Source organism: Thalassolituus sp. ST750PaO-4, from assembly GCF_020320405.1.
In the GTDB taxonomy this organism is placed as follows: domain Bacteria; phylum Pseudomonadota; class Gammaproteobacteria; order Pseudomonadales; family Oceanobacteraceae; genus Venatoribacter; species Venatoribacter alkanivorans.
Window position 1 is genome coordinate 718,329 of the sequence record NZ_JABVCB010000013.1, and the last position, 21,950, is coordinate 740,278.

Sequence of the window (21,950 nt, forward strand, 5' to 3'; positions counted from 1 at the left end):
TTGGAGTTTTCCCCCGATGCTCGAGCTGCGTGGCGCACCGGCGCTTTCCGAATTCCGTCAGAACAAAGTCCTGAACAAACTGCAGCAAGTGCTGCCACAGGTCAGCGGCGTGTATGCCGAATTTATGCACTTTGCCGAGCTGCACGAAGCTCTGGCCGATAACGAGCTGGCGGTACTGCAACGTATCCTGCGCTACGGCCCTAAAGCCGAGGTTAAAGAAGGTAAGGGCGAACTCTTTCTGGTGGTGCCGCGTTTCGGCACCATCTCGCCGTGGTCTTCCAAGGCCACCGACATCGCGCATAACTGCGGCCTGAACAAGGTACAGCGTCTGGAGCGTGGTATTGCTTACTATGTAGAGGGCATCAGTGCCGCTGAGCGTGCAGCGGCTGCGGCCGTGCTGCATGACCGCATGGTCGAAGTGGTGCTGGATAACAGCTCGGCTGCGGCTGACCTGTTCTCCCACGCAGAACCTGCGCCGCTGAGCACCGTCGATATTCTGGGCGGTGGTCGTGATGCGCTGATCGAAGCCGATAAGAATCTGGGTCTGGCACTGGCTGACGACGAAGTGGATTATCTGGTTGAGAACTACAACATTCTGGGCCGTAACCCGACCGACGTAGAGCTGATGATGTTCGCCCAGGCGAACTCCGAGCATTGCCGCCACAAAATCTTTAACGCCACCTGGACCCTGGATGGCGAGGATCAGGACAAGTCCCTGTTCCAGATGATCAAAAACACCTACGAGTGTTACAACGAAAATATTCTGTCGGCTTATAAAGACAACGCCTCGGTGATTGTTGGCCATAAAGCCGGTCGTTTCTTCCCGAATCCTGACAGCCGTGCCTACACCTACCATCAGGAAGATATGCACATCCTGATGAAGGTCGAAACCCACAACCACCCAACCGCGATTGCTCCACACTCCGGTGCGGCGACCGGTTCCGGTGGTGAGATCCGTGACGAAGGCGCAACCGGCCGTGGTTCCAAGCCAAAAGCCGGCTTAACCGGTTTTACCGTATCCGACCTGAAAATTCCGGGCTTCGAACAGCCATGGGAAAGCCAGTACGGCAAGCCAGACCGCATTGTGTCGGCCCTCGATATCATGATCGACGGCCCGCTGGGCGGCGCTGCCTTTAATAACGAATTCGGCCGTCCGAACCTGTGCGGTTACTTCCGTACTTTCGAACTGCAGCACGATGGTGAAGTCCGCGGTTACCACAAGCCAATCATGATTGCCGGTGGTTATGGCAACATCCGTGGCGAACACGTACAGAAGGGCGAAATCCCGGTAGGCGCCAGCCTGATCGTTCTGGGTGGCCCGGCCATGCAGATTGGTCTGGGTGGTGGTGCGGCATCTTCTATGGCCTCTGGCCAGTCGAATGCCGACCTCGACTTTGCTTCTGTACAGCGTGAAAACCCGGAAATGGAACGCCGCTGTCAGGAAGTGATCGACCGCTGCTGGCAGCTGGGCGATAAAAACCCGATTGCCTTTATTCACGACGTCGGCGCGGGCGGTATTTCCAACGCCTTCCCGGAGCTGGTGAACGACGGTGGCCGTGGCGGTAAGTTTGAACTGCGCAACGTACCGAACGACGAGCCGGGCATGAGCCCGCTGGCGATCTGGTCAAACGAATCCCAGGAGCGTTATGTACTGGCGGTGGCGCAGGAAGATATGGCGGCCTTTGATGCCATCTGTGCCCGCGAGCGCGCACCTTATGCGGTAGTGGGTTACGCCACCGAAGAGCCGCATTTAACCGTCACCGACAGCCACTTCGACAATAAGCCGGTTGATCTGCCGTTGCAGGTTCTGCTCGGCAAGCCACCGCGTATGCACCGTGAAGCCAGCCGCCGCAACGCCGCCGGCGATGCCTTTAATGGTGCCGGTGTCGATCTGGCCGATGCCGCCGCACGCGTACTCAAGCTGCCAACCGTGGCGAGCAAATCTTTCCTGATCACCATCGGCGACCGTTCTATTACCGGTACCGTGGCGCGTGATCAGTTTGTTGGCCCATGGCAGGTGCCGGTGGCTGACGTTGCTGTAACCACCTCTTCTTATGACACCTATGCCGGCGAAGCCATGGCGATGGGTGAGCGTACGCCGGTCGCCTTGCTGGATGCTCCGGCTTCCGGTCGTCTGGCGGTGGCCGAAGCCATTACCAACCTGGCGGCGGCGCCGATTGCCAAACTGGCTGACATTAAACTGTCGGCTAACTGGATGTGTGCGGCAGGCCACGACGGTGAAGACGAAAAACTCTACGCCACGGTAAAAGCCGTGGGTATGGAACTCTGCCCTGAGCTGCAGGTGACCATTCCGGTGGGTAAAGACTCAATGTCGATGAAAACCCGCTGGAACGATGTTGATGAAAACGGGAATGGCACCGATAAAGCCGTTACCTCGCCGATGTCGCTGATTATTACCGGCTTTGCTCCGGTAACCGATGCCCGTGGTGTACTGACACCGCAGCTGAAACTGGATAGTGGTGAAACAGACCTGATTCTGGTTGACCTTGGCCGTGGCCAGAACCGTATTGGTGCTTCCTGTTTTGCTCAGGTATTCGGCAAAGTGGCTGATGTACCGGCCGACCTCGACGACGCCGAAGATCTGAAAGCCTTCTTCGCCGTGGTGCAGGGCTTAAACAGCGACAATAAACTGCTGGCCTACCACGACCGTGCCGACGGTGGTCTGTTCGCCACCCTGACCGAAATGGCCTTTGCTGCGCATTGCGGTGTGGATATCTCCATGGATCTGCTGGCCGATGACGAAGCCGGTCTGGCCGCTGCACTGTTCGCCGAAGAACTGGGTGCGGTGCTGCAGGTTCGCCGCGACGATCTGGAAGAAGTGCTGACCCAGTTTGAAGCCGCCGGTCTGGGCGATTGCACCGCCGTGATCGGTAAGCCGAACTTCGACGACCAGATTACCTTCAGCTTCCAGGACGAAGAATTCCTCAGCGAAAGCCGTGTGAACTGGCAGCGCCTGTGGAGCCAGACCAGCTACGAAATGCAGGCGCTGCGTGACAACGCCGACTGCGCCAAGCAGGAATTCGACACCCTGCTGGACGCTGAAAACCCGGGCCTGCACGCTGAGCTGACCTTCGATATTAACGACGATATCACTGCCGATTTACCGGCTTCCGGTTCTGAAAACAGCCCGAAAGTCGCGATTCTGCGTGAGCAGGGTGTGAACGGTCAGATCGAAATGGCCGCCGCCTTTGACCGCGCCGGTTTCACCTCGGTTGACGTGCACATGAGCGACATTCTGTCGGGCAGCGTAACCCTGGAAGGCTTCCGCGGTTTAGTCGCCTGTGGTGGCTTCTCCTACGGTGACGTACTGGGCGCCGGTGAAGGCTGGGCCAAGTCCATCCTGTTTAACGACCAGGCGCGCAGCCAGTTTGAAGCCTTCTTCAAACGTGAAGACACCTTCGCCCTCGGCGTGTGTAACGGTTGTCAGATGCTGTCCAACCTGCATGAACTGATTCCGGGTGCCGAACACTGGCCGCACTTTGTGCGTAACATGAGCGAGCAGTTTGAAGCCCGTGTTGCCATGGTCGAAGTGCAGGAATCCGACTCGGTATTCCTCGCCGGTATGGCCGGATCACGTATGCCGATTGCCATCGCCCACGGCGAAGGCCGCGCCGAATTTGCCGACGACAGCGCCATTGACGAACTGGCTGGCCAGATCGCCCTGCGTTACGTCGACAACTACGGCAACGTTACCGAACAATACCCGGCGAACCCGAACGGTTCACCACAGGGTATCACCGGCCTGACCGCCAACGATGGTCGTGTGACCATTATGATGCCGCACCCTGAGCGGGTATTCCGTGCGATTCAGAACTCCTACGTGCCAGCTGGTCCTGAAGGGGAGAGCTGGGATGAGGATGGCGCGTGGATGCGGATGTTCCGCAATGCCAGAGTTTGGTGTGAAGAGAACTGAGGTTCGCTGAACGCTGTGTTTGACTGAAAAGGCCGCTTATGCGGCCTTTTTTGTTTTGACTGATTACCTACGGTTTATTTTGATGATATAAATGTCAGATATTGGATGCTATATAGAGAGGGATGTATGGGAATTAAAAATATTATTGTCCATGAGGTTTATAAGGACGAGAAAACGAATAAGGCTGTTGTCAGGGATCGAAAAAGTGAAAATACTATCGATGCTCATGCTGAAGAACTTAGTTCGCAATTGGCATCCTTGTTCAAGAAAACTGGTCTCAACACAGGTGGATTTTCAAGTACCGAAGATGAAAATGAACCTCCACACTTTCAGACACTCCTCACTAGATTCTATTTAGGGGGAGAATTTAAAGATTTCCTTACTTTTTCTACGGCAGCAACTAAATATTTTGCTCGAAAGTGGGACGCTTCGAGTTCTACGAAAGGTGGTTACTTACTGTTTAATCATTATAGTCATGGCGGTGATTATTTCTTGTCGGTTGTTCTATTAAGAAAGAAATTCGGACTATCGTTATCTGATGATTTAACCTTGGATGAGATTGAGCAGCTGGATTTAGATAAATTGCATATGGCTGCAAGGATAAATCTATCGGTTTGGCTGGCTGGCGGGGCAAGTAAGTATATATCTTTTAGAATTGGTAAGTCAGCTTCTGATGTTACAGATTATTTCTCTGAATTTATTGGCTGCGAAGAATATACAAGGGCTCGAGTCGACACTCAAAACTTAGTTGCAGTTACAAAAATGTTTTGTTCCGAGTTAGGGTTTGATGATGTAACGTCCGAAAACGTTCGGTCATTTGTATTTGATCAATGTATTAAATGGATGGAGGATGAGGTCCCGGTCGAGCTTGATAAGTTATCTTCCATGTTGGATTCGCGTTATTCACCGAAAGAAAAAGGTGTTTTTCTGGTAATTGCTCAGAATGAACCATTTCAATTGACAAACGAGTTGCCAATTGAAAGGTCTGCGCTAAGAGGGCTGACCCGTTTCAAGGGAAGCGATAAAAAAATATCAATTAGTTTCGATACGGACTTGCTAAATGTTAGCGTTTTTTATAATGGGAAAGGAGAGCTTCTTATTAAAGATGTTCCTGCTGAGCTGAAGCGGCAGTTGGAAGAAACTTTGAAGGCTAAATGATGCTAAATATTCTACATTGCCTAAGGGAATTTCACCGAAAGTATCATTTGTGTGAAGGAGATGATGAATTCTTCTCTGATTCCGTTACTACAGATTCAATGGTCGAAGATGCTAAGAATTTAATTGCCTTAGGTCTAGATGAGGTCTATTGGGTTGAATGTGGTGTCTATTATGAAGTATCACAGTGGAAATCTTTAGGGGAAAATGTACGTTTAGTTCTGAAAAAGGAATGTCTTGAGCGTTTGTCTGTTAATTTGTACTCCAGTTGGAGTGAATTTATTTCATATAAGCCAAACTTGAACCGAATTCCCGATAACTTTTATGTTTTGGAAGATGATTCGTTTTACCCATCTTCTCCACTGTCTAAAAAGGTTGATAATTATATCAAAATGGTATCGTTTATCTCCTTGCTTGTTTCTTCCTCTGACTATTCCGAGTATGTGGGAGTTGGGGTGATTGGAAAGGTCGTTTTCTTAAATCGATATAAACTTGAATTGCCAGTGGTTGTTGGTGGTAGCGATATTGAATTTGGTTTGGATGGTGTTTCAATTATAGATTCTATGCTATCTGATGGCTCCCATAAGGAGCAAAAGGAAAGCATTCTGAAGGAGGCTTTGTGTGGTTTGTTGATAAACGTTACTCCTGATGAGAGATTTTCCTATTTGATGAAAAATTTCGGAGAGTTTTCCAAGCGTTTTAATGAAAACTATCAGCTTTTTGTAAGTGAGTTTTCTTTTGATAAGGTTAGAGTCGAGTACGAAGAGAGTAAACGAGAATATTTTACGAAGCTAAATGAGGTCTTTTCCAATATTCAGATGAAGATGTTAGGTGTGCCGGTTGCTTTGGCTGTTTCAGGTGTGAATATTTCTAAAATAGTCGACGGTGCTACTTTTTGGGCGAATACCTTTCTTCTCATTTCTGTAGTTGTTTATGGGGTGATGATGGTTTATTTGCTAGAAAGTCAAAAGCATACCTTGGACTCTATTAAATCTGAGTATGACAGTCAGATGTTTCGGATGAAAAATCAATATTTCGATCAATACGAGAGTATATCTAGTCTTTATCGTGATCTTGATGAGCGATATGGTTATCAAAAGAAATGTATAGTCGGGTTTTATGTAATTCTATCAGTTCTTTTTATTGTTGTTAGTCTGTTCTTTATTTGGAGTTTACCTTGGAAGTTTATGCTTCTTGGGTATTAGACTAATAGGGATGAACTAATAGGACACCCACTCTAAGAGTCTTGGATTTAAAGCCTGAAATTGCCGGTATATCACTAGTAGGACACCCATGATAAGAATTTAGTATCGCAATGGGTGTCTGGTTTTTACTGATAGCACTTCCACTCTGATTTTCCCTGCTTTCTTCTCTCATCCTGCTGCTTTTCAGCGACCGTGACGACTGACTGATAATCAGGCCTTCGACTGTTTTATTACCTGACGGCACTTCTATGTCAGCGGTACGTTTGCCATCGGCGGTGGCTGTGATAAGGTGGATTTCCGAATAGATGCTGTTTGTCTGTGGCAATAAGATGAGCAGCAGTTTTTAGAGTCTGGATCGCGAATCAGAAGATGGAATTTCATAAGACGTTGACAGCCGACGAAGCACAGTCCCTTTATAAAACTGACAAAAGATTTCGGAGAAAGGCTTACTTTAAATGGTGGGTTAAGCATATTGCAGCCATCGTTATACTTGTTTCTCTCTTTTTGGCAGGTTTGTTTATTGGTCAAATACTGAGCGATCACTATAATCACATTATTTGGGTTGCTATCCCGCCGCTATCACTCTGCATCGCCTTATATGCAAGCTACAAAATTGCAAATCCTTTTATATGCAGTGCATGCGGTAGTGATTGGGTTCAGATTGGGCAGTTTACAATTTATTGCCGTCATTGCGGCATGTCATATCTTTTCTCATGTCTGGCTAAGAAAATGTATAAAAAGGAAGAGGAAAGAAAGAATGCCTGGAAAAAACTTGAAGAAAGGAAAAAGCCAGCAACTCAATCAGCAATAACTGAATGGGAGTCTTTCTTTAGTGTTGCAATGCCAGAAGAGCTGAAAGACATTCTGCTTCAGGAGAATGGGATTGCAGCACCTAATATCAATAGCTCTGATATCATAATGTTATTCAGTGCAGAGATGGCCTTGGATATGTATCACGCACATAAATTTCGAGAGTATTGCTCAAACGCAATTCCTGTAGCAATGCACCCCAGTGGAGATTTAATTGTATACAAGGCTCTTGGCGGGAAGGTGGAGAATACTTACCTGATGAAGTCAGCTAACCCAGGCTGGAGTAGCTCGACCCGAATTAATATCGACTTTTCGCTGTTAAATTTACGGGCATAATATGACATGTATAGAGACCCCGCCGGTGTCATAGGCTAGCTATGCCTTGATTCCGGGGGACTAATAGGACACCCACTCCCGGAGTCTCTGATAATGCTCCTGCCTGATCAGCGGCTTAACATTTTGTGATGTTCTGCATCGCTGCCGCTGCTGCGTTTACCTTTGGAATAATTCTGTTACAGCATGCCTGTTCTGCTTAGCGCCGACGGGAAGTGCTGCGCATTCAGCGGCGCTTAAACTGCAGTAACTGGCGTAGCTGGGGGACGGCATAATCCAGGAAATAGCGGACTTTAACCGGTAAGTGGCGGCGCGAGGTGTAAAGGATACTGACCGGCACAGGTTCAGGTTCAGCGCCGGCCAGCAGGATGTTCAGCTGGCCGGCGGCGACAGCATCGGCCACCTGATAATGCAGCAGACGTACGACACCGGTCCCCAGACAGGCCGCCGCCAGTGCCGCCTCGGTTGTGCTGACCCTGAGTCTTGGGGATGGTTGGATTTCGCGGTAACTGCCATCGCCAGCGATAAATACCGGCCAGGAAGGAGACTGAAACGGGGATTCGACCAGTATTGCCGGCAGCTTTTCCAATGCTTCTGCTGTCTGCGGAATACCGGTCTGTTGCAGTAATGCCGGACTGGCGCAGATGACCGTGCGCATAACCCCGACCTGAGTAGCAATCATGGAGCTGTCCGGCAGTTTGCCGATGCGGATAGCGAGATCGGCATGTTCATCCACCAGATCAATGTTGCGGTCAGACAGCAGCAGGCGGACGGTGATGGCCGGATGTTGCTGCAGAAATGCAGACACCAGAGGGGTGATATGGCGGCTGCCAAACATCACCGGTGCAGCAATCACCAGTTCACCACGTGGTTCAGCATTTTCACCGGCTGCCAGGCGCTCGGCACTGTCGACCTGTTCCAGAATCCGACAGGCGGAATCCAGATACGTCTGCCCGCTGTCGGTCAGCGTCAGCTTACGGGTGGTACGTACCAGCAGACGCGTACCCAGGTGATTCTCAAGATCGGATACCTTACGGCTGACTGTGGCCAGCGGTACCTTAAGTGCACGGCTGGCAGCCGAAAAGCTGCCGCATTCGGCCACTTTGATAAACAGGGCCATGGCTTCCAGGCGATCCATATACTCTTCCAGTTTCTGAGAGGGTGTTGGTCAATATTGTCTGGTTATTGTCGGTATTGGAAGACCTTAGACTGGTTCTGGTCCGTATCCCAACGGGCCCGATGAACTTAACTGAGGAAAATGCTATGTCCCTTATTGATATTCCCACTCTGGAAAATTCCGCTGCCGATTCCCGCCCTGTGCTGGAGGCTGTTAACCGGCAACTGGGTTCGGTGCCTAACCTGTTCCGTCTGATTGGTGTCAGCCCCGCAGCACTGCAGGCTTACAGCGGTTTTAACGCGGCACTGTCCGGCACTCTGGACGTGAAAACCCGTGAACGTATTGCCCTGGCGGTTGCTCAGGTTAACCGCTGTGATTACTGCCTGTCGGCGCACGCTTATCTGGGGCTGAATCTGGCGAAGCTGAGTCAGGAAGAGATTTCCCGTAATCGCCTGGGCACGTCAGATGACAGCAAGGCCGCGGCTGCTGTGTCTTTTGCGGCACTGGTGGCCGGGGAGCGCGGGCACGTGAATCCGTCTCATCTGGAGGCTGTCTGGGCGGCTGGTTTCAGCGATGCACAGATTATCGAAATCGTGGCGCTGGTTGCCGAAAATACCTTTACCAATTATCTGAATGAGGTAGCCAGAACCGATATCGATTTTCCGGTAGTACGCGCCGCTGATGTGTTCTGATGGACTCCCGGAACAGGGCTGGCCCTGTTCCGGGGGCTCTAATAGCCGGCTCTAATAGGACACCCACCTCAGTGATCCTGTAAATGAGTCAAACGGCTGCGTCGCTTGGCTTCGAACCATAAGAGTCAGGCAACTGAACCAGCCTGGATGATTAAATCGAGAGAGTTTTAGCGGCCTTTTCTGCCATAGCTTGCCGCGCGCTTATTTTGGCGCAGCGGCAGCGATTTGCAGAAATTTAATAAAACGTGCTTCGCTGTAACCTTTTTTGGTGTGACCGTTGGCAACAAAAAAGGGAACGTTGGCTTTGCTCGGGTTGTATTTTTCACCCAGTAAAGCCTTTTGCCGTTGCAGTGCTGCCGCATCCTGCTCGACGTTGTACTCAATATACGAGATGCCTTCTTTATCCATAAAGGCCCGCGCTTGCTTGCAGTAAGGGCACCAGTCGGTGGCATACAGCTCAACCTGAACATTACGGTAGGCACCGGGCTCGATATACACCCTGCCGGACGCTGCTGATGGCGTTGTTGCGGAAGATGAAGGGTTGAACACGTAGTAAGCAGCGCCAGCGGCGATCAGAAGAATCAGAATCCTTTGCATAGTAAACTCCTGTAAATGTGCGGGAGTCGAGAATATCGTATTTTTCTTTTTTTGGCTGCAATGTTTGCGGGAGCCTGGCTGATTCTTCAGTCTGAATAACGAACAATAAAAACGGCCCTTAAGGCCCGTTTTTATTGTCTGGGTGTATGCCGTTAATCAGGCATAAGCCTCTTCTTTACTATTGTCATCCATCAGGCTGAGTTCCAGCCCGGATGATGCAGGAGTAGCGGCTTTTGGGGCTGTTTGTTTTATTGCTGCTGGCTTGGATTCTGGTTTGTTGTCTCCCAGTTTAATACGCAGGCGCAGGTTGTTTTCTGAGTCGGCGTTTTTCAGTGCCTGTTCAAGGGTAATCTTGCCCTGTTTATACAGATGGTAGAGTGCGCCATCAAAGGTTTGCATACCGAGGTTTTCGGACTTGTTCATAATCTCTTTGATGGATGGGAAATCGCCTTTAATAATCAGATCTTCTACGGTTTTATTACCCAGCAGCACTTCCACAGCGGCAGCGCGTTTACCATCAACAGTGGGAATAAGACGCTGGGAAATAATCGCGCGTACATTCTGGCCAAGGCCCAATAAAATCTGATTGCGACGCTCTTCCGGAAACATATTCACAATACGCTCAAAGGCCTGGTTGGCATTGTTAGCATGCAGAGTGGAAATGGCCAGATGACCGGTTTCGGCAAAGGCAAGGGCGTGTTCCATGGTTTCGGCGTCGCGGATTTCACCAATCAGAATGACATCCGGTGCCTGACGCAGGGTATTTTTTAATGCCGCGGCATAGCTCTTGGTGTCGGTGCCCACTTCGCGCTGGTTAATCACGCTCTTTTTGTGCTTGTGCACAAATTCAATCGGATCTTCGATGGTAATAATATGGCCGTAAGTGGTGGCATTGCGGTGATCAATCAGTGCCGCCAGCGAAGTGGATTTACCAGAACCGGTACCGCCAACAAACAGAATTAAACCACGCTTGGCAGTAATGACGTCTTTCAGAACCGGTGGCAGATTCAGCTGGGCAATATCGGGAATTTCGGTATTGATATTACGTGCCACCATCGACACTTCGTGCTGCTGTTTGAATATGTTAATACGGAAGCGGCCGGATGAATTGGACATAGCCATATTCAGTTCCATTTCTTCTTCAAATTCCTGCCGTTGTGCCTCTGACATAATGGAATAGGCAATTTTTTCAATGTCGCCTGGCCCCAGCACGTCACGGCTGATGGGTTTTAACTGTCCCTGAAATTTCGCGCAAGGTGGAGCACCTTTGCTCAGGTAGAGGTCAGAGCCATCGTGTTTTGCCAGAAGGTGAAGCCAGTTTTCGATGCTCATGAGCACTCCTTATTTGCAACGCTTTGTATCTTTTGTTTACGGATTTTTACCCGGGTACGGATCTTCCGGAATTATCCGCTGATGGGAAAATACTAGCAGCTTGGCTGAACTGTCATTCAGCTATTATTGCGGCCTTGCTCACAGAATTACGTTGTAACAATGACAAAGGCTTCACAGAAAGGACCATTATTCCAGTGCAGGGAGGCAGGGGGATGTACGGCTGTGCTGTTTGCTCGTCTTGCCTGGTTTTGTCGTAAGAGAAATCTGACAGTGGATTCTACCTCTGTAGCGCGCTCTGGTGTGTGGCTGCATGCAGCCGCGCAGGTGCTCAGACCTGCTTTTTCAGATGGCCGGGTGTGTTTGCAGTTTGTTTATTTGTTGGCTTCTGGCGATGCGGCAGTGCAGATTCATTATTGCAGCCTGAAATGTTTGAACAGCGCCTGCCGCACTTCCATATAGTTAATATTTCCATTCGGCGCGGGCATACCATAAAAGCGGTGATCACTACCGCGGTATGCCACCAGTACATCACATATTTTTATTGGTGGGCCGCTGGGGGCGCCGCTTTTGCTTTTGGCTCTTACCCATTCGCAGTCGATCACAGAGATATGTTCATGGCTTATTTTTTCATATGAAAGCCCGGCGGTACTTTCAAACCAGATAAACAGGGTTAGCAACACCAGCAGCGGCAAACACAGGTAAGCATGGTGCAATACGGCTTTGCTATAACGAAAAGCCAGCCAGGGAACGGCGACCATATTGCCAACAAGCAGCACAAATAACACCGTATCGCCCAGCATCAAAAATAAGCGTGTGTCGCTGACTGCCATCAATAGCATGGGAGCAATAAGCAGAACTTCCAGAATGACGGCGCAGCTGACACGGGTACCGGGGTTGCGTGCAAAAAGAGCGAGCAGAACAAGGCTGATGCCGAGATACGCCAGTGATAAAAACACCGGTATCGCCAGCGGTGAGATAACGACCAGGAAAATATTCTCGCGGGCAATATCCAGTGCCGGAATATTGACAATAATCAGCGCACAGAGATAAAGGCTGAGCAGAATGATCAGGCTGGCCCACGGAGCATTAAGCATGGTCATAAAAATCCTGCCCAGCACCCGGTTGCAAAAGCCGGTGATATAACTGACCGGTGGGAGCATGCGTAAATCGGTGCCTTTCTGGTCTTGCGGATGATTCTGTGGCTTAGGGACTTTGCTGTTCATTGTTGTGTTCTTGTCTGGATGTTAGTCGTATTGTCCGAACGCCGTTTAAACCGGATCTGGATATACAGGAAACTACGGAAAATCGGGTTTGCTGTCAGGTTGGCTTAATGGGTATTAACAGGCCTGCGTGATTATGCCAGCAGGTGCCGATAGTAAGTGCGACGGCCATCGCAAACTGCATGGTGAGTGCAGCGTTTACCTGATCTTATCTTTACCTTTATCAGTTGCAACCTTTAAACTCCGGGTGAACTTATCAATACGGGATAGCAAATGTTCAGGCTTGCTGAGATTGCATTAATTGCTCTGGTTGTCCTTTTAACCGGCTGTGACAGCGATTTTGCTGAACTTAAATTCGGCAGCCCGGTGGTGGCCGATAAGGTCGATTACAGTAACGGCAGCTGGATCAAACCGGTATACCGCCAGGAGATTGAGAGTATTCTCACCGCAGCCGGCGCCGATCCGGATCTGGTAAAAATACACCACGATAAAGATGATTACCGTGGTCAGACCATATTGCTCAGCACACCGATGTTTGGTGGTATTACAACAGAGCAGAAAACAGCCATTAAAACCGCACTGGATAGCGTAGTCGCGGGCAGAAGCAACAGCCTTAATGCACGCTTTATCCTGCATCCGCAAGCGCCGGACAGTGAGATAGCGGACACAGAAAACGAGAGCTACCGTGAGGCTGTCGCCACGCTTGAGGCAGAATATAATACTGAGCTGACACTGGATGATGTGATCATTGGTATCGCATATAGCCTGAGTGATACCTATATGGCCGCGCTGCAGGGCAACAGAGAAAGCAGCGGTGAGGCATTATGTACCGTCAGTATGACGCTGTCACCATTGCTGCCTTTTCGCGATATTAAGGTTGTGTCGCAGGATGATCAGGTTACCGGATTTGCTTTGGTTAAGCCGATGAATCGTGGCTTTGCCAGCTACGATATTCCGGCGGATATCCATGTGGATTATCCGCTGTTACAGACAAAACTCGATGATAAAGAAGCCCTTATTTCCACTGAACTGACCAATAGTGATCAGTCGCCGTTAAACCGTGGTGAAATTAAAACGCTGGAAATTCAGGTAGGGCCGATAAAAGAAGTGAAACATCAACTTGGCAAAATGAATAATATGTCGATTTTTGCTCTTAAAGACACATGCCGGAAAATGGCTGCAGAGAAGCTGGGGCGGCCCTTTACCTACAGCATGGGAGAGTCGTTTGACCGCCTTGAGTCTGTCCGCTTTTTGTAGCGGACGATAAGCTTTCAGGAAACAAGGTGCCCTGATTTTTTCGCGGTTAAAAACACCTTAACGAAGCCAACAATCTGCCTGTCAATCTGTGGTAGAGTTTTGTCAGTGATTCTCTAACGGTGGAAATAAACATGATCAGACCAGGTGTAATGATGCTGGCTCTGCTGCTGCCTTTAAGTGGTTATGCGGCAGATAAAACCAGAGTTCTGGCAGAGGGGGATGAAGCATCCTGTGAGTTGGTATCCCAGCAGGTGTGTTCAACCACCAGTATGAATCCGGCCGAAGAATGTCTGGCCTGGCATAAAAAGCAGGCGGCTGATGCCGGTGCTGATGCCCTGCTGATTCGTGGGTCAGAAGGCTCACGCCGTAATAAACCTTCACTGACCGGAATGAAGACTGTAGTTACCACCAAAGTGTCGGCAGATTATTACCGTTGTGCTGCAGCGGTCAGTGCTGCGGAAATTGTTGCGGAAACTGTAGTAAAAGACTCTGAGGGCTGGAGCACCGTAGAGAAGCGTTTACTGGTGCTGGAATCACTGAAATCCAAAGGCCTGATTTCGGATACGGAATACCAGTTAAAGCGTCAGGATATTCTTAAGGACCTGTAATTTATATGACTGCAGCACGGCACTGAGGCTTTGGCTGGTCAGTGCTGCAATCATTGATAGTATTCTTTGCAATGGATTGCTTATAGAATGCGCGCCGACTTGAAGGACTAAGGAGCGCACTACATTGAAGGATTTCCGTTCTGCTTTGCGTATTGCCCTGCTGGGCAGCGTTATATTCGCCCATTTTGCCACTGCAGATGGCTTGTCAGAATACCGTGCCCTTATTGGTTTTGATATACGTTCTTCCGACTCAGACAGTATGGAGACCGATAGCCGCAAACTGAGAGGGAAATTATTTTTTTCGCCAGTGAATACCCGTAATGACTACCCTATGGAGCTGCAGGAGTATTTTAACCGCAGCAGTTCGGTGTATCTGAGCCGTACCGCCGCCACTCAGGAATCAGTCATTAATGCCAGCAGTCATCATCTTGGTAAAGGACTGACACTGGCCTCAGCGCAAATCCCCCTTGTATTCAGCTGGTCAAAACTGGAGACGCAGGATGCCGATGTGGATGCGGTGGTAAACTTTTCTGGCCGTCAGGATGCGATGGCGGATCAGGCAGCAGATACTAAGTCTCTGGGAATATATATTGATGAGTTCTTTGTGCGTTTCAGTCGCACTGAGCTGGATTCAATGCTGAAGTACAAATATGGCGAGAGCATACATATTTCTGGATTGTCTCCCATTGCAGGTGATCATTATTACTTACAGGTGGATAGCAGGAAAACATCTGATGAACTGGCAGTGATGTATACCGACCGCATGTTGGATGGAACGTATTTTTCGGCGGGTATGAGCCTGGTTTTTTCTGATCTTAATGAAGAAATATCAGATCTGAATTATTTCGTACCATTAACGCTAGGTAGTGATCCGGATTTCCCGGGTGCTTTAGTCAACAGAGTGTCGGTAAAGCGATCTTCTGATGAAGAGCTCTGGCGTTATTATGCAACCTGGTACCCCAATCGTTATTCCTACATTAAGACTGAGTATTCCCGTGGTCTTAATCAGGGGATTGCTTTACAGGGCGGCACCTATCTTACCTACCGGATGTCTGTGTACGCGTCTTTTGTTCATGGAAGTGGCAGCCATAATCCTGCAAAAGTGACAATGGCTGGCCTGGAGTATCTGTTTTAGCGGGTTAATAGCTATTGGCGGCAATACGCTGCCCATTCCTCCAATGCTGTCAGCACCAGCGGAAAGGGCAGGGTAACCGGGGTCAGGTTGTCACCCGGATATAAGCAATCAAGCAGAAAGCCTTCTGCGTTGCATTCGAATTCATAGCCGTTACCACAGCCGGAAAATTCTTCAATTTTTCCTGTGGTATAGCACTGGATACCAGTAATCAGTTCTTCTGCCTGTGTGGCTGAATGCTGTACGTCCAGAACCAGAAACCCCTGTAATGCCTGATGCGCGGGGCTGGCGTCATAGCTGCTCCAGCGAAAATTTTCTGTACTCACGGATAAGTATTTGTCGTGTAGATCGGGAAGCCCGTGTTGATTTTGCTGCTGTCGTCCGGCAGAACCGCAGTGGCAATTTCAAAGTGCTTAGCCGGAAATCCTTTGCAGTATTTATTTTCGCTATCGTTATCCGGTGCGTTCGGGCCGCATTTTGCCCAGCTAGGGTTGGCGCAGTTGCCGCGGGCGTTTTGCTGTGCAAATACGATAGAAGCATTGACCTGAGCCTGGGTGCAGTGATCCGGGAACATGGAGCTGAAAGATTTAATGTAAGTACTTTTATTAAAACTCAGGGCAATTTTTTTAAGGGTGTAGATGCCGGAGGCATTCGGGGAATCCCCTTTTTGTGAGCTGAGGTAGTCACTGGGCGGCTGGTTTTGCGGCATGGAATGAAAGCCTTTGGCATTACCGCTTTTTGCTGGTTCACCACAAAAAATATGATGCTGGTTAACCTGCATGCCTTCTATTGGAGTACTCCACTCGCTGAGATTACTGCAGTTTATGCCGTCAGCAAGGGACAAGGCCGGGAGTATCAGGGCTGATATAAATAAGAGTGTTTTCATGGATCCTTCCTTTGTACTCGGGATTATTTCATTGCTCACAGAGCAGGAGTCGGGCGTCCGTCAGACTCCAGAGGGGCGCTTTATAGCAGAATATTGGCGAGATACAAGAAAAATGGCCGATATTAACCTGCTTAACTGACTGCGCCGCCAGTTAAAGGAGGGGGGTATCCTGTTGGTTGTGGGCTTATTTGCCGGAATATTGCGCGGAATTGTCTTATTTCATCCGCTGAGGTGTCTAATTCGCCAGAATTGGTCGGAATATTGAAACAGTTTGGCTACAAAACCTCTGTTTACACTGAACACATTACCGTTAGACTGCTACGATTTTCGTAGTATTTTCTGGGTCTGACATGTCTAAACAACAAAAACTAAGCGTGTTACTGGTCGTTCTGCTGCTGGCCGGTGGTTATTGGTGGTGGTGGCATCAGGGCCGTGAAGATACTGATAATGCCTATGTAAAAGCCGATATCGTGCCGGTCATGAGCCGTATTTCGGGGACGGTAACGGCGACTCCTGCACCGGCCAACCGCCTGGTAGCCGAAGGTGATGTGCTGCTGCAGCTCGACCCGGCGCTGTATCAGGCGAAGCTGGCGGAGGCCGAGGCTGTGCAGGCCGAGGCGGAAGCGCGTCTGGTGCATCTGGCCGACCGTGAGAACGCCCAGCAATCGCAGATTGTCGCCGCCCGTGCCAGCGTGGCTGCCGCCGATGCCGAATGGCGCCGTACGGTGCAGCAGGCTGATCGCCTGTTGCAGTTAATGGGCAAACAATATGTGTCGCAGGATGATCTGGATGCGGCCGAACTGAATAAGGCAGCGGCGCAGGCGCGCCTCAATCAGGCCAAGGCTCAGCTGGCTGCACAGCAGGCCAACCTGGTGACGCTGAGTGGTGAAAAGCCACAGTTGGCTGCCGAGGTGGCCAAGGCTGCGGCGGCGGTACAGCGGGCGCAGCTGGAGCTGGATTACACCACCATCCGTGCGCCGCGTGCGGGGATTGTAACCAGTCGTCAGGTGCAGGTGGGGCAGAGTGTTGAGCCGGGTATCCGTCTGCTCAGTCTGGTGACTGAACCGATCTGGGTGTACGCCAATTTTAAAGAAACCCAGGTTGCCGCTATGGTGGTCGGTCAGGCCGTCGATATTCATGTGGATGCGTTGGGCGGCAAAGTACTGAAGGGCCATATCGACAGTTTCTTTGCTGCCACCGGCTCTGAATTTGCGTTGCTGCCACCACAGAATGCGACCGGCAATTTCACCAAGGTGATTCAGCGTTTACCGGTAAAAATTCTGTTTGATGAAGATCAGGATCTGAGCGCGGTGCGTCCGGGCATGTCGCTGGAAGTGACGGTTTTTACTGAATGAGCGAGCGCTTTCCCAAGCACTGGCTGGCCATCAGTGGCGCTCTGTTGGGCGCTTTTATGGCCATTCTCGATATCCAGATTACCAACTCATCGCTGAAGGATATTCAGGCAGCGCTGGGTGCGACGCTGGAAGAATCTTCCTGGATTGCGACCTCGTATCTGGTCGCCGAGATGATCGCTATTCCGCTCTGTGGTTTCTTTGCTGCCTGGCTATCGCCGCGGCGTTATCTGCTGTGGAACGGTACGATATTTATTCTCGCCTCACTGGCCTGTTCTTTTGCCTGGAATCTGGAGTCGATGATTGTCTTCCGCGCCGTGCAGGGCTTCAGTGGCGGCGCGCTGATTCCGATGGCCTTTACCCTGATTATTACCCTGCTGCCGCTGGATAAGCGTCCTCTGGGAATGGCGTTGTTTGGTGTTACAGCGACCTTCGCGCCAACCATTGGCCCGACGCTGGGCGGCTGGCTGACCGAAGCCTTCAGCTGGCATTACATCTTCTATCTGAATGTTATTCCCGGTATCGCTGTATTAATGTTGCTGGCGGCGGGTCTGGATAAAGAAGAAGGTGATCCGGAACAGCTTAAAAAAATCGATCTTTTCGGCATGCTGACCATGGCTCTCGGCCTGGGCTGTCTGGAGATCATGCTGGAAGAAGGCGCGCGCGACGATTGGTTTGATGCCGAATATATCCGCTGGCTGGGGCTGGTTTCGGCCATGAGCCTGTTTCTGTTTGTGCGCAAACAGCTGACTACGGAACATCCGCTGGTGGATCTGCGCCTGTTCCGCAGCCTCGATTTTTCTCTCGCCTGTGTGGCGTACTTTGTTCTTGGTGCAGGTTTATTCGGCTCGGTGTATCTGGTGCCGTTATATCTGGCATCGGTACATGACTATACGGCGCTGGATATTGGCCTGGTATTAATGTGGGTCGGCTTTCCACAGTTGCCTTTCTTTCCGCTGATTCCCCGTCTGCTGAAATTTATTGACGCCAAATATCTGGTGGCTTTTGGCTTCTTTGTGGTCGGCGGCAGTATGTGGATGAATATGCATATGAGCATCGATTACAACGGCTCTTATCTTATTCCGGCACTGCTGGTTCGTGCTTTGGGACAGCCATTTATTATGGTGCCGCTGTCGATTATGTCGTCGCAGAATCTCGACCCCAAAGACGCTCCCTCGGCTTCTACGCTGTTTAATGTGATGCGTAACCTGGGCGGCGCTGTGGGGATTGCTCTGCTGGCAACCCTGCTGTCGGAACGCACCGATTACCATCTGGCCGAGCTTAAACAGACGCTGGTCAGTGGCAGTCAGAATCTGGCGGAATACCTGCGCCTGCTCGGAGGCGCTCTGGAGAGTGGCGGGGGCAGTGCCGATCAGAGCTATGGTGTCTTGATGAAGGAAGTAACTCAGCAGGCCATGGTGATGTCTTATAACGAGGCTTTCTTTGTGCTCGGGCTGACCCTGATGGTTGCTGCCCTGGCATCGCTGGCGATCCGTTCGGCTGATAAGCAGGCAGCAGGGGCTGAAGCCGCTGTTCATTAATATTGCCGGTTGTTATTAAAGCCGCAGGCGGAGTTTTCCGGCTGCGGCTTTTTTGTTGCCGATTCTGCAACTGGCCGGTAAACCTGCCCGCTTCCGAAAGTTTCCTGCGGCCCGTTTTGCGTCAATTATCCATCCCGGATTTGTTTATATAATTCTTTATTATTGGATTTATAAATTTGTTAACAACGTCTGAGATATTGCGCAGCTGTCCTGATTGGTGAGTAATATTGTCCGGATGCGTGATTGCATTCCGGATGCTATTTGTCCTCAGTAAAAAATTGTCGGATAAGTTGCATTAATTCTTATTTTTTCTTTTTCAGTCTCTGGCCTTAAGGGAATGCTCTGGGTAATATCCGCGGCCGTTCCGGGCATTGTTACAACGATTATTCTAAAGCCGCTGATGGCAAACGATGTGCCAGTTTTTTTTAGCAAGGCTAAAAGGATTTTATCGTGTCATTCTCACTGCGTTATCCGTGGCTGGTTATTGTTGCCGCCATGATACTAATAATAAGTCTGACAACAGGGGCGACAAAGCTGTCATTTGTGTCAGACTTCCGGGTTTATTTCAGTGCTGATAATCCGCAGCTGCTGAGCTTTGAGCAGCTTGAAAAGGATTTTAATAAACAGGATACGCTGACGTTTCTGTTGCGGCCGTCATCGTCAGCCACTGTGCTTGATCCCCTTGCGCTGAATGAAATTGCGCAACTCACCCAGGCCGCCTGGGAAATTCCCTACGCCCGTCGGGTAGATTCTCTTACCAATTATCAGCGTATTCAGTCTGCTGATGACAATATTAATATCGATGATTTCTATCGGCCCGAGCAAGCGTCTGCTTGGGATATTGCGGGTGAGTTGGAATATATCCGGACTCAACCCGATCTGTTGAATCGTCTGGTCAATAAAGACGGCGATCTGGCATTAATTATTGTCAGCCTTTCATTACCGGACGGTGACGAAAAAGCAACCGCCGAACTGGTCGCCTATACCCGTGAATTACTCGCCGCCACAGAATTGCAGTATCTGGATGTGCAGCTGTTTGGTACGGCGATTATTAATCTGGCGCTGGCTGAAGCCGTAGAGCGTGATATGGAAGCCTTGATTCCGGCCAGTTATCTGCTGATTTTCGCCGGTATCTTTTTTCTGACCCGCTCTCTGGCCGGTACTTTTCTGGCATTAACCCTGACGCTGCTGAGTGTAATGGCGACCTTTGGTGCTCTGGGGTGGGCCGGTGCGCTGGGACTGACAACGGCACGCCTGACTCCGGTGGTGGGTGTTGTGCCATCGATGATTATGATTATCGTAATTGCTGACTGTCTGCATATTCTGGCGACCTATCAGCATGGGCTGCGTGCCGGTATGAGCAAAGTACCTGCACTGGCGGAAGCGGTTAAATCCAATATCCGTCCGGTGTGGATTACTTCGATTACTACTGCGCTTGGTTTGTTGTGCCTGAATTTCAGTGAGTCTCCGCCATATCGCGACCTGGGCAATTTAGTCGCTTTTGCCGCGCTGTTAGCTGCGGTGCTGAGTCTGACTCTGTTTATTGCCGCATTGCGTGTTTTACCACAGCCAAAAATACAGCCGGGCCGGACGCTGGCGCATCCCGGACAATGGCTCAGTGGTTTATTGCTGACATTCTGGCAGCGGGTATTGCAGCCGCATCCGCGGGCGTTACTGCTGGGGGCGGTCATTGTTTCAGCGATGCTGGCAGCAGGTGTCAGTCAGCTGAAATTCAATGAACAGTGGCATCAGTATTACGATGAATCTTTTGCGGTTCGCCAGGCACTGGATCTGCAGAACGATAAACTTAACGGCGTTAATTTTATTCAGTACCGCATCGCGGCACAGGATGGTGGCTCGCTGTACCGTACCGAACCTATGCAACAGTTGCAGCAACTGGCTGAGCATCTGGAAACCTTTGCCGAAGTCGGTTTTGTTGACAGTCTGCATCAGCCATTACTGACACTGAATCAGGCACTGCATGATGGCGATAAAAATTACTACCGCATTCCCGCTTCCGATGAGCAGGTCGCTCAGGCAATGCTGCTGTACGAAATGTCTCTGCCTTTTGGCATGGGTCTGAATGAGCGTCTTACTATTGATCAGACCGCCAGCCGTTTTACCGTGCATTTATTCAAGCGTACATCGCGTGAATTAGTGGCCTTTGATCAGGCGTTACTCGACTGGGCGGCAGAACATACTCCGGCGCTGAGTATCGCTCCGGGCAGTGGGCTGGATATGGTATTTGCCCAGATTTCTGACCGTAACAGCATCAGCCTGTTTCAGGGCACATTACTGGCGCTGGTATTAATTTCGGCGGTCATGATGCTGGTACTGCGTTCGGTACGCCTCGGGTTGATCAGTCTGGTGCCGAATTTACTGCCGGCACTGCTGGCCTACGGTATCTGGGGTTATATCAGCGGCCATGTTGATCTGGGGCTGAGCATTGTTGCCTGTATGAGTCTTGGTCTGGTGGTTGATGACACCGTGCATTTTCTTGCCAAGTACCGCAGCGCCAGGGCCAGAGGTGAAAGCACCGAAGCGGCCATCGAATACGCATTTTCTACCGTTGGCGTGGCCATGATTATTACCAGCCTGGTACTGGCCGCCGGTTTTGCACTGTTGCTGTTGTCACCTTTTTCGCCCACCTGGGGCATGGGTGGGCTGATGGCTCTGACGGTTATCGTTGCCTTACTGGCCGATCTTATTCTTTTACCTTTGTTGCTGATGCTGTTGGATCGCGACTGAATTTTTCTGATTTATTCAATTAATGAGACCT

Annotated in this window: 17 protein-coding genes; 11 read left to right on the forward strand and 6 right to left on the reverse strand. The window is 50.3% G+C overall.

Annotated features, from left to right (window positions below; all coding sequences use genetic code 11):
• Window positions 1-16: 16 nt before the first annotated feature.
• From purL to HUF18_RS18750, 4 genes are all read left to right on the forward strand, one after another.
• The gene (gene purL, locus HUF18_RS18735; protein ID WP_225693396.1) at window positions 17-3,934 is read left to right on the forward strand and encodes a phosphoribosylformylglycinamidine synthase; all 3,918 of its coding nucleotides are present in this window, start codon (window positions 17-19) and stop codon (window positions 3,932-3,934) included.
• 126 nt (window positions 3,935-4,060) lie between these two features.
• Window positions 4,061-5,092: a nucleoid-associated protein gene (locus tag HUF18_RS18740; RefSeq protein WP_225693398.1), complete on the forward strand. Its 1,032-nt coding sequence runs from the start codon at window positions 4,061-4,063 to the stop codon at window positions 5,090-5,092.
• A gap of 47 nt (window positions 5,093-5,139) precedes the next feature.
• Window positions 5,140-6,294 (forward strand): hypothetical protein, encoded by a 1,155-nt coding sequence (locus HUF18_RS18745; protein ID WP_225693400.1) that lies wholly within the window; start codon window positions 5,140-5,142, stop codon window positions 6,292-6,294.
• A gap of 369 nt (window positions 6,295-6,663) precedes the next feature.
• Window positions 6,664-7,440, forward strand: a complete 777-nt coding sequence (locus HUF18_RS18750; protein WP_225693402.1) for an SMI1/KNR4 family protein — start codon at window positions 6,664-6,666, stop codon at window positions 7,438-7,440.
• 223 nt (window positions 7,441-7,663) lie between these two features.
• On the opposite strand, the gene HUF18_RS18755 is transcribed toward HUF18_RS18750, so the two are convergent.
• On the reverse strand, window positions 7,664-8,575 hold the full coding sequence (locus HUF18_RS18755) for a LysR family transcriptional regulator (RefSeq protein ID WP_225693404.1): 912 nt from the start codon (window positions 8,573-8,575) through the stop codon (window positions 7,664-7,666).
• A 125-nt stretch (window positions 8,576-8,700) separates the two neighbouring features.
• Between HUF18_RS18755 and HUF18_RS18760 the strand changes: the two genes are divergently transcribed.
• Window positions 8,701-9,246, forward strand: coding sequence for a carboxymuconolactone decarboxylase family protein (locus HUF18_RS18760; protein ID WP_225693406.1), 546 nt, complete (start codon window positions 8,701-8,703; stop codon window positions 9,244-9,246).
• A 201-nt stretch (window positions 9,247-9,447) separates the two neighbouring features.
• On the opposite strand, the gene HUF18_RS18765 is transcribed toward HUF18_RS18760, so the two are convergent.
• The 3 genes from HUF18_RS18765 to HUF18_RS18775 all read right to left on the reverse strand — a co-directional run bounded on the left by HUF18_RS18765 (window position 9,448) and on the right by HUF18_RS18775 (window position 12,398).
• Window positions 9,448-9,843 (reverse strand): glutaredoxin family protein, encoded by a 396-nt coding sequence (locus HUF18_RS18765; RefSeq protein WP_225693408.1) that lies wholly within the window; start codon window positions 9,841-9,843, stop codon window positions 9,448-9,450.
• Between the two features lie 156 nt (window positions 9,844-9,999).
• Window positions 10,000-11,175 (reverse strand): PilT/PilU family type 4a pilus ATPase, encoded by a 1,176-nt coding sequence (locus tag HUF18_RS18770; RefSeq protein WP_225693410.1) that lies wholly within the window; start codon window positions 11,173-11,175, stop codon window positions 10,000-10,002.
• Between the two features lie 410 nt (window positions 11,176-11,585).
• Window positions 11,586-12,398, reverse strand: a complete 813-nt coding sequence (locus tag HUF18_RS18775; RefSeq protein ID WP_225693412.1) for a hypothetical protein — start codon at window positions 12,396-12,398, stop codon at window positions 11,586-11,588.
• A gap of 270 nt (window positions 12,399-12,668) precedes the next feature.
• Between HUF18_RS18775 and HUF18_RS18780 the strand changes: the two genes are divergently transcribed.
• The 3 genes from HUF18_RS18780 to HUF18_RS18790 all read left to right on the forward strand — a co-directional run bounded on the left by HUF18_RS18780 (window position 12,669) and on the right by HUF18_RS18790 (window position 15,395).
• Complete coding sequence (locus HUF18_RS18780; RefSeq protein WP_225693414.1) at window positions 12,669-13,652, forward strand: hypothetical protein; 984 nt, start codon at window positions 12,669-12,671, stop codon at window positions 13,650-13,652.
• A gap of 131 nt (window positions 13,653-13,783) precedes the next feature.
• On the forward strand, window positions 13,784-14,260 hold the full coding sequence (locus HUF18_RS18785; RefSeq protein WP_225693416.1) for a hypothetical protein: 477 nt from the start codon (window positions 13,784-13,786) through the stop codon (window positions 14,258-14,260).
• Window positions 14,261-14,384: 124 nt separating this feature from the next.
• Complete coding sequence (locus HUF18_RS18790) at window positions 14,385-15,395, forward strand: hypothetical protein (RefSeq protein ID WP_225693418.1); 1,011 nt, start codon at window positions 14,385-14,387, stop codon at window positions 15,393-15,395.
• A gap of 11 nt (window positions 15,396-15,406) precedes the next feature.
• Here the strand turns inward: HUF18_RS18790 and HUF18_RS18795 are convergent, their stop codons facing one another.
• Both HUF18_RS18795 and HUF18_RS18800 read right to left on the reverse strand, forming a co-directional pair.
• Window positions 15,407-15,718, reverse strand: coding sequence for a hypothetical protein (locus HUF18_RS18795; RefSeq protein ID WP_225693420.1), 312 nt, complete (start codon window positions 15,716-15,718; stop codon window positions 15,407-15,409).
• A complete protein-coding gene (locus HUF18_RS18800; RefSeq protein ID WP_225693422.1) occupies window positions 15,715-16,278 on the reverse strand; it encodes an EndoU domain-containing protein in 564 nt (187 codons plus the stop codon). The genes HUF18_RS18795 and HUF18_RS18800 overlap by 4 nt, the downstream gene beginning before the upstream one ends.
• Window positions 16,279-16,628: 350 nt before the next feature.
• Here HUF18_RS18800 and HUF18_RS18805 point away from each other — a divergent pair, with 350 nt between their 5' ends.
• From HUF18_RS18805 to HUF18_RS18815, 3 genes are all read left to right on the forward strand, one after another.
• The gene (locus tag HUF18_RS18805) at window positions 16,629-17,633 is read left to right on the forward strand and encodes an HlyD family secretion protein (protein WP_225693424.1); all 1,005 of its coding nucleotides are present in this window, start codon (window positions 16,629-16,631) and stop codon (window positions 17,631-17,633) included.
• Window positions 17,630-19,171, forward strand: coding sequence for a DHA2 family efflux MFS transporter permease subunit (locus HUF18_RS18810; protein ID WP_225693426.1), 1,542 nt, complete (start codon window positions 17,630-17,632; stop codon window positions 19,169-19,171). The genes HUF18_RS18805 and HUF18_RS18810 overlap by 4 nt, the downstream gene beginning before the upstream one ends.
• A gap of 450 nt (window positions 19,172-19,621) precedes the next feature.
• Window positions 19,622-21,919, forward strand: a complete 2,298-nt coding sequence (locus HUF18_RS18815; protein ID WP_225693428.1) for an efflux RND transporter permease subunit — start codon at window positions 19,622-19,624, stop codon at window positions 21,917-21,919.
• The last annotated feature ends 31 nt before the right edge of the window (window positions 21,920-21,950 follow it).

Coding starts and splice junctions, on each gene's coding strand:
- HUF18_RS18785 (WP_225693416.1), top strand. CDS start 13,784: ATGATCAGACCAGGTGTAATGATGCTGGCTCTGCTGCTGCCTTTAAGT.
- HUF18_RS18780 (WP_225693414.1), top strand. CDS start 12,669: ATGTTCAGGCTTGCTGAGATTGCATTAATTGCTCTGGTTGTCCTTTTA.
- HUF18_RS18810 (WP_225693426.1), top strand. CDS start 17,630: ATGAGCGAGCGCTTTCCCAAGCACTGGCTGGCCATCAGTGGCGCTCTG.
- HUF18_RS18750 (WP_225693402.1), top strand. CDS start 6,664: ATGGAATTTCATAAGACGTTGACAGCCGACGAAGCACAGTCCCTTTAT.
- HUF18_RS18805 (WP_225693424.1), top strand. CDS start 16,629: ATGTCTAAACAACAAAAACTAAGCGTGTTACTGGTCGTTCTGCTGCTG.
- HUF18_RS18740 (WP_225693398.1), top strand. CDS start 4,061: ATGGGAATTAAAAATATTATTGTCCATGAGGTTTATAAGGACGAGAAA.
- HUF18_RS18755 (WP_225693404.1), bottom strand. CDS start 8,575: ATGGATCGCCTGGAAGCCATGGCCCTGTTTATCAAAGTGGCCGAATGC.
- HUF18_RS18760 (WP_225693406.1), top strand. CDS start 8,701: ATGTCCCTTATTGATATTCCCACTCTGGAAAATTCCGCTGCCGATTCC.
- purL (WP_225693396.1), top strand. CDS start 17: ATGCTCGAGCTGCGTGGCGCACCGGCGCTTTCCGAATTCCGTCAGAAC.
- HUF18_RS18765 (WP_225693408.1), bottom strand. CDS start 9,843: ATGCAAAGGATTCTGATTCTTCTGATCGCCGCTGGCGCTGCTTACTAC.
- HUF18_RS18770 (WP_225693410.1), bottom strand. CDS start 11,175: ATGAGCATCGAAAACTGGCTTCACCTTCTGGCAAAACACGATGGCTCT.
- HUF18_RS18775 (WP_225693412.1), bottom strand. CDS start 12,398: ATGAACAGCAAAGTCCCTAAGCCACAGAATCATCCGCAAGACCAGAAA.
- HUF18_RS18800 (WP_225693422.1), bottom strand. CDS start 16,278: ATGAAAACACTCTTATTTATATCAGCCCTGATACTCCCGGCCTTGTCC.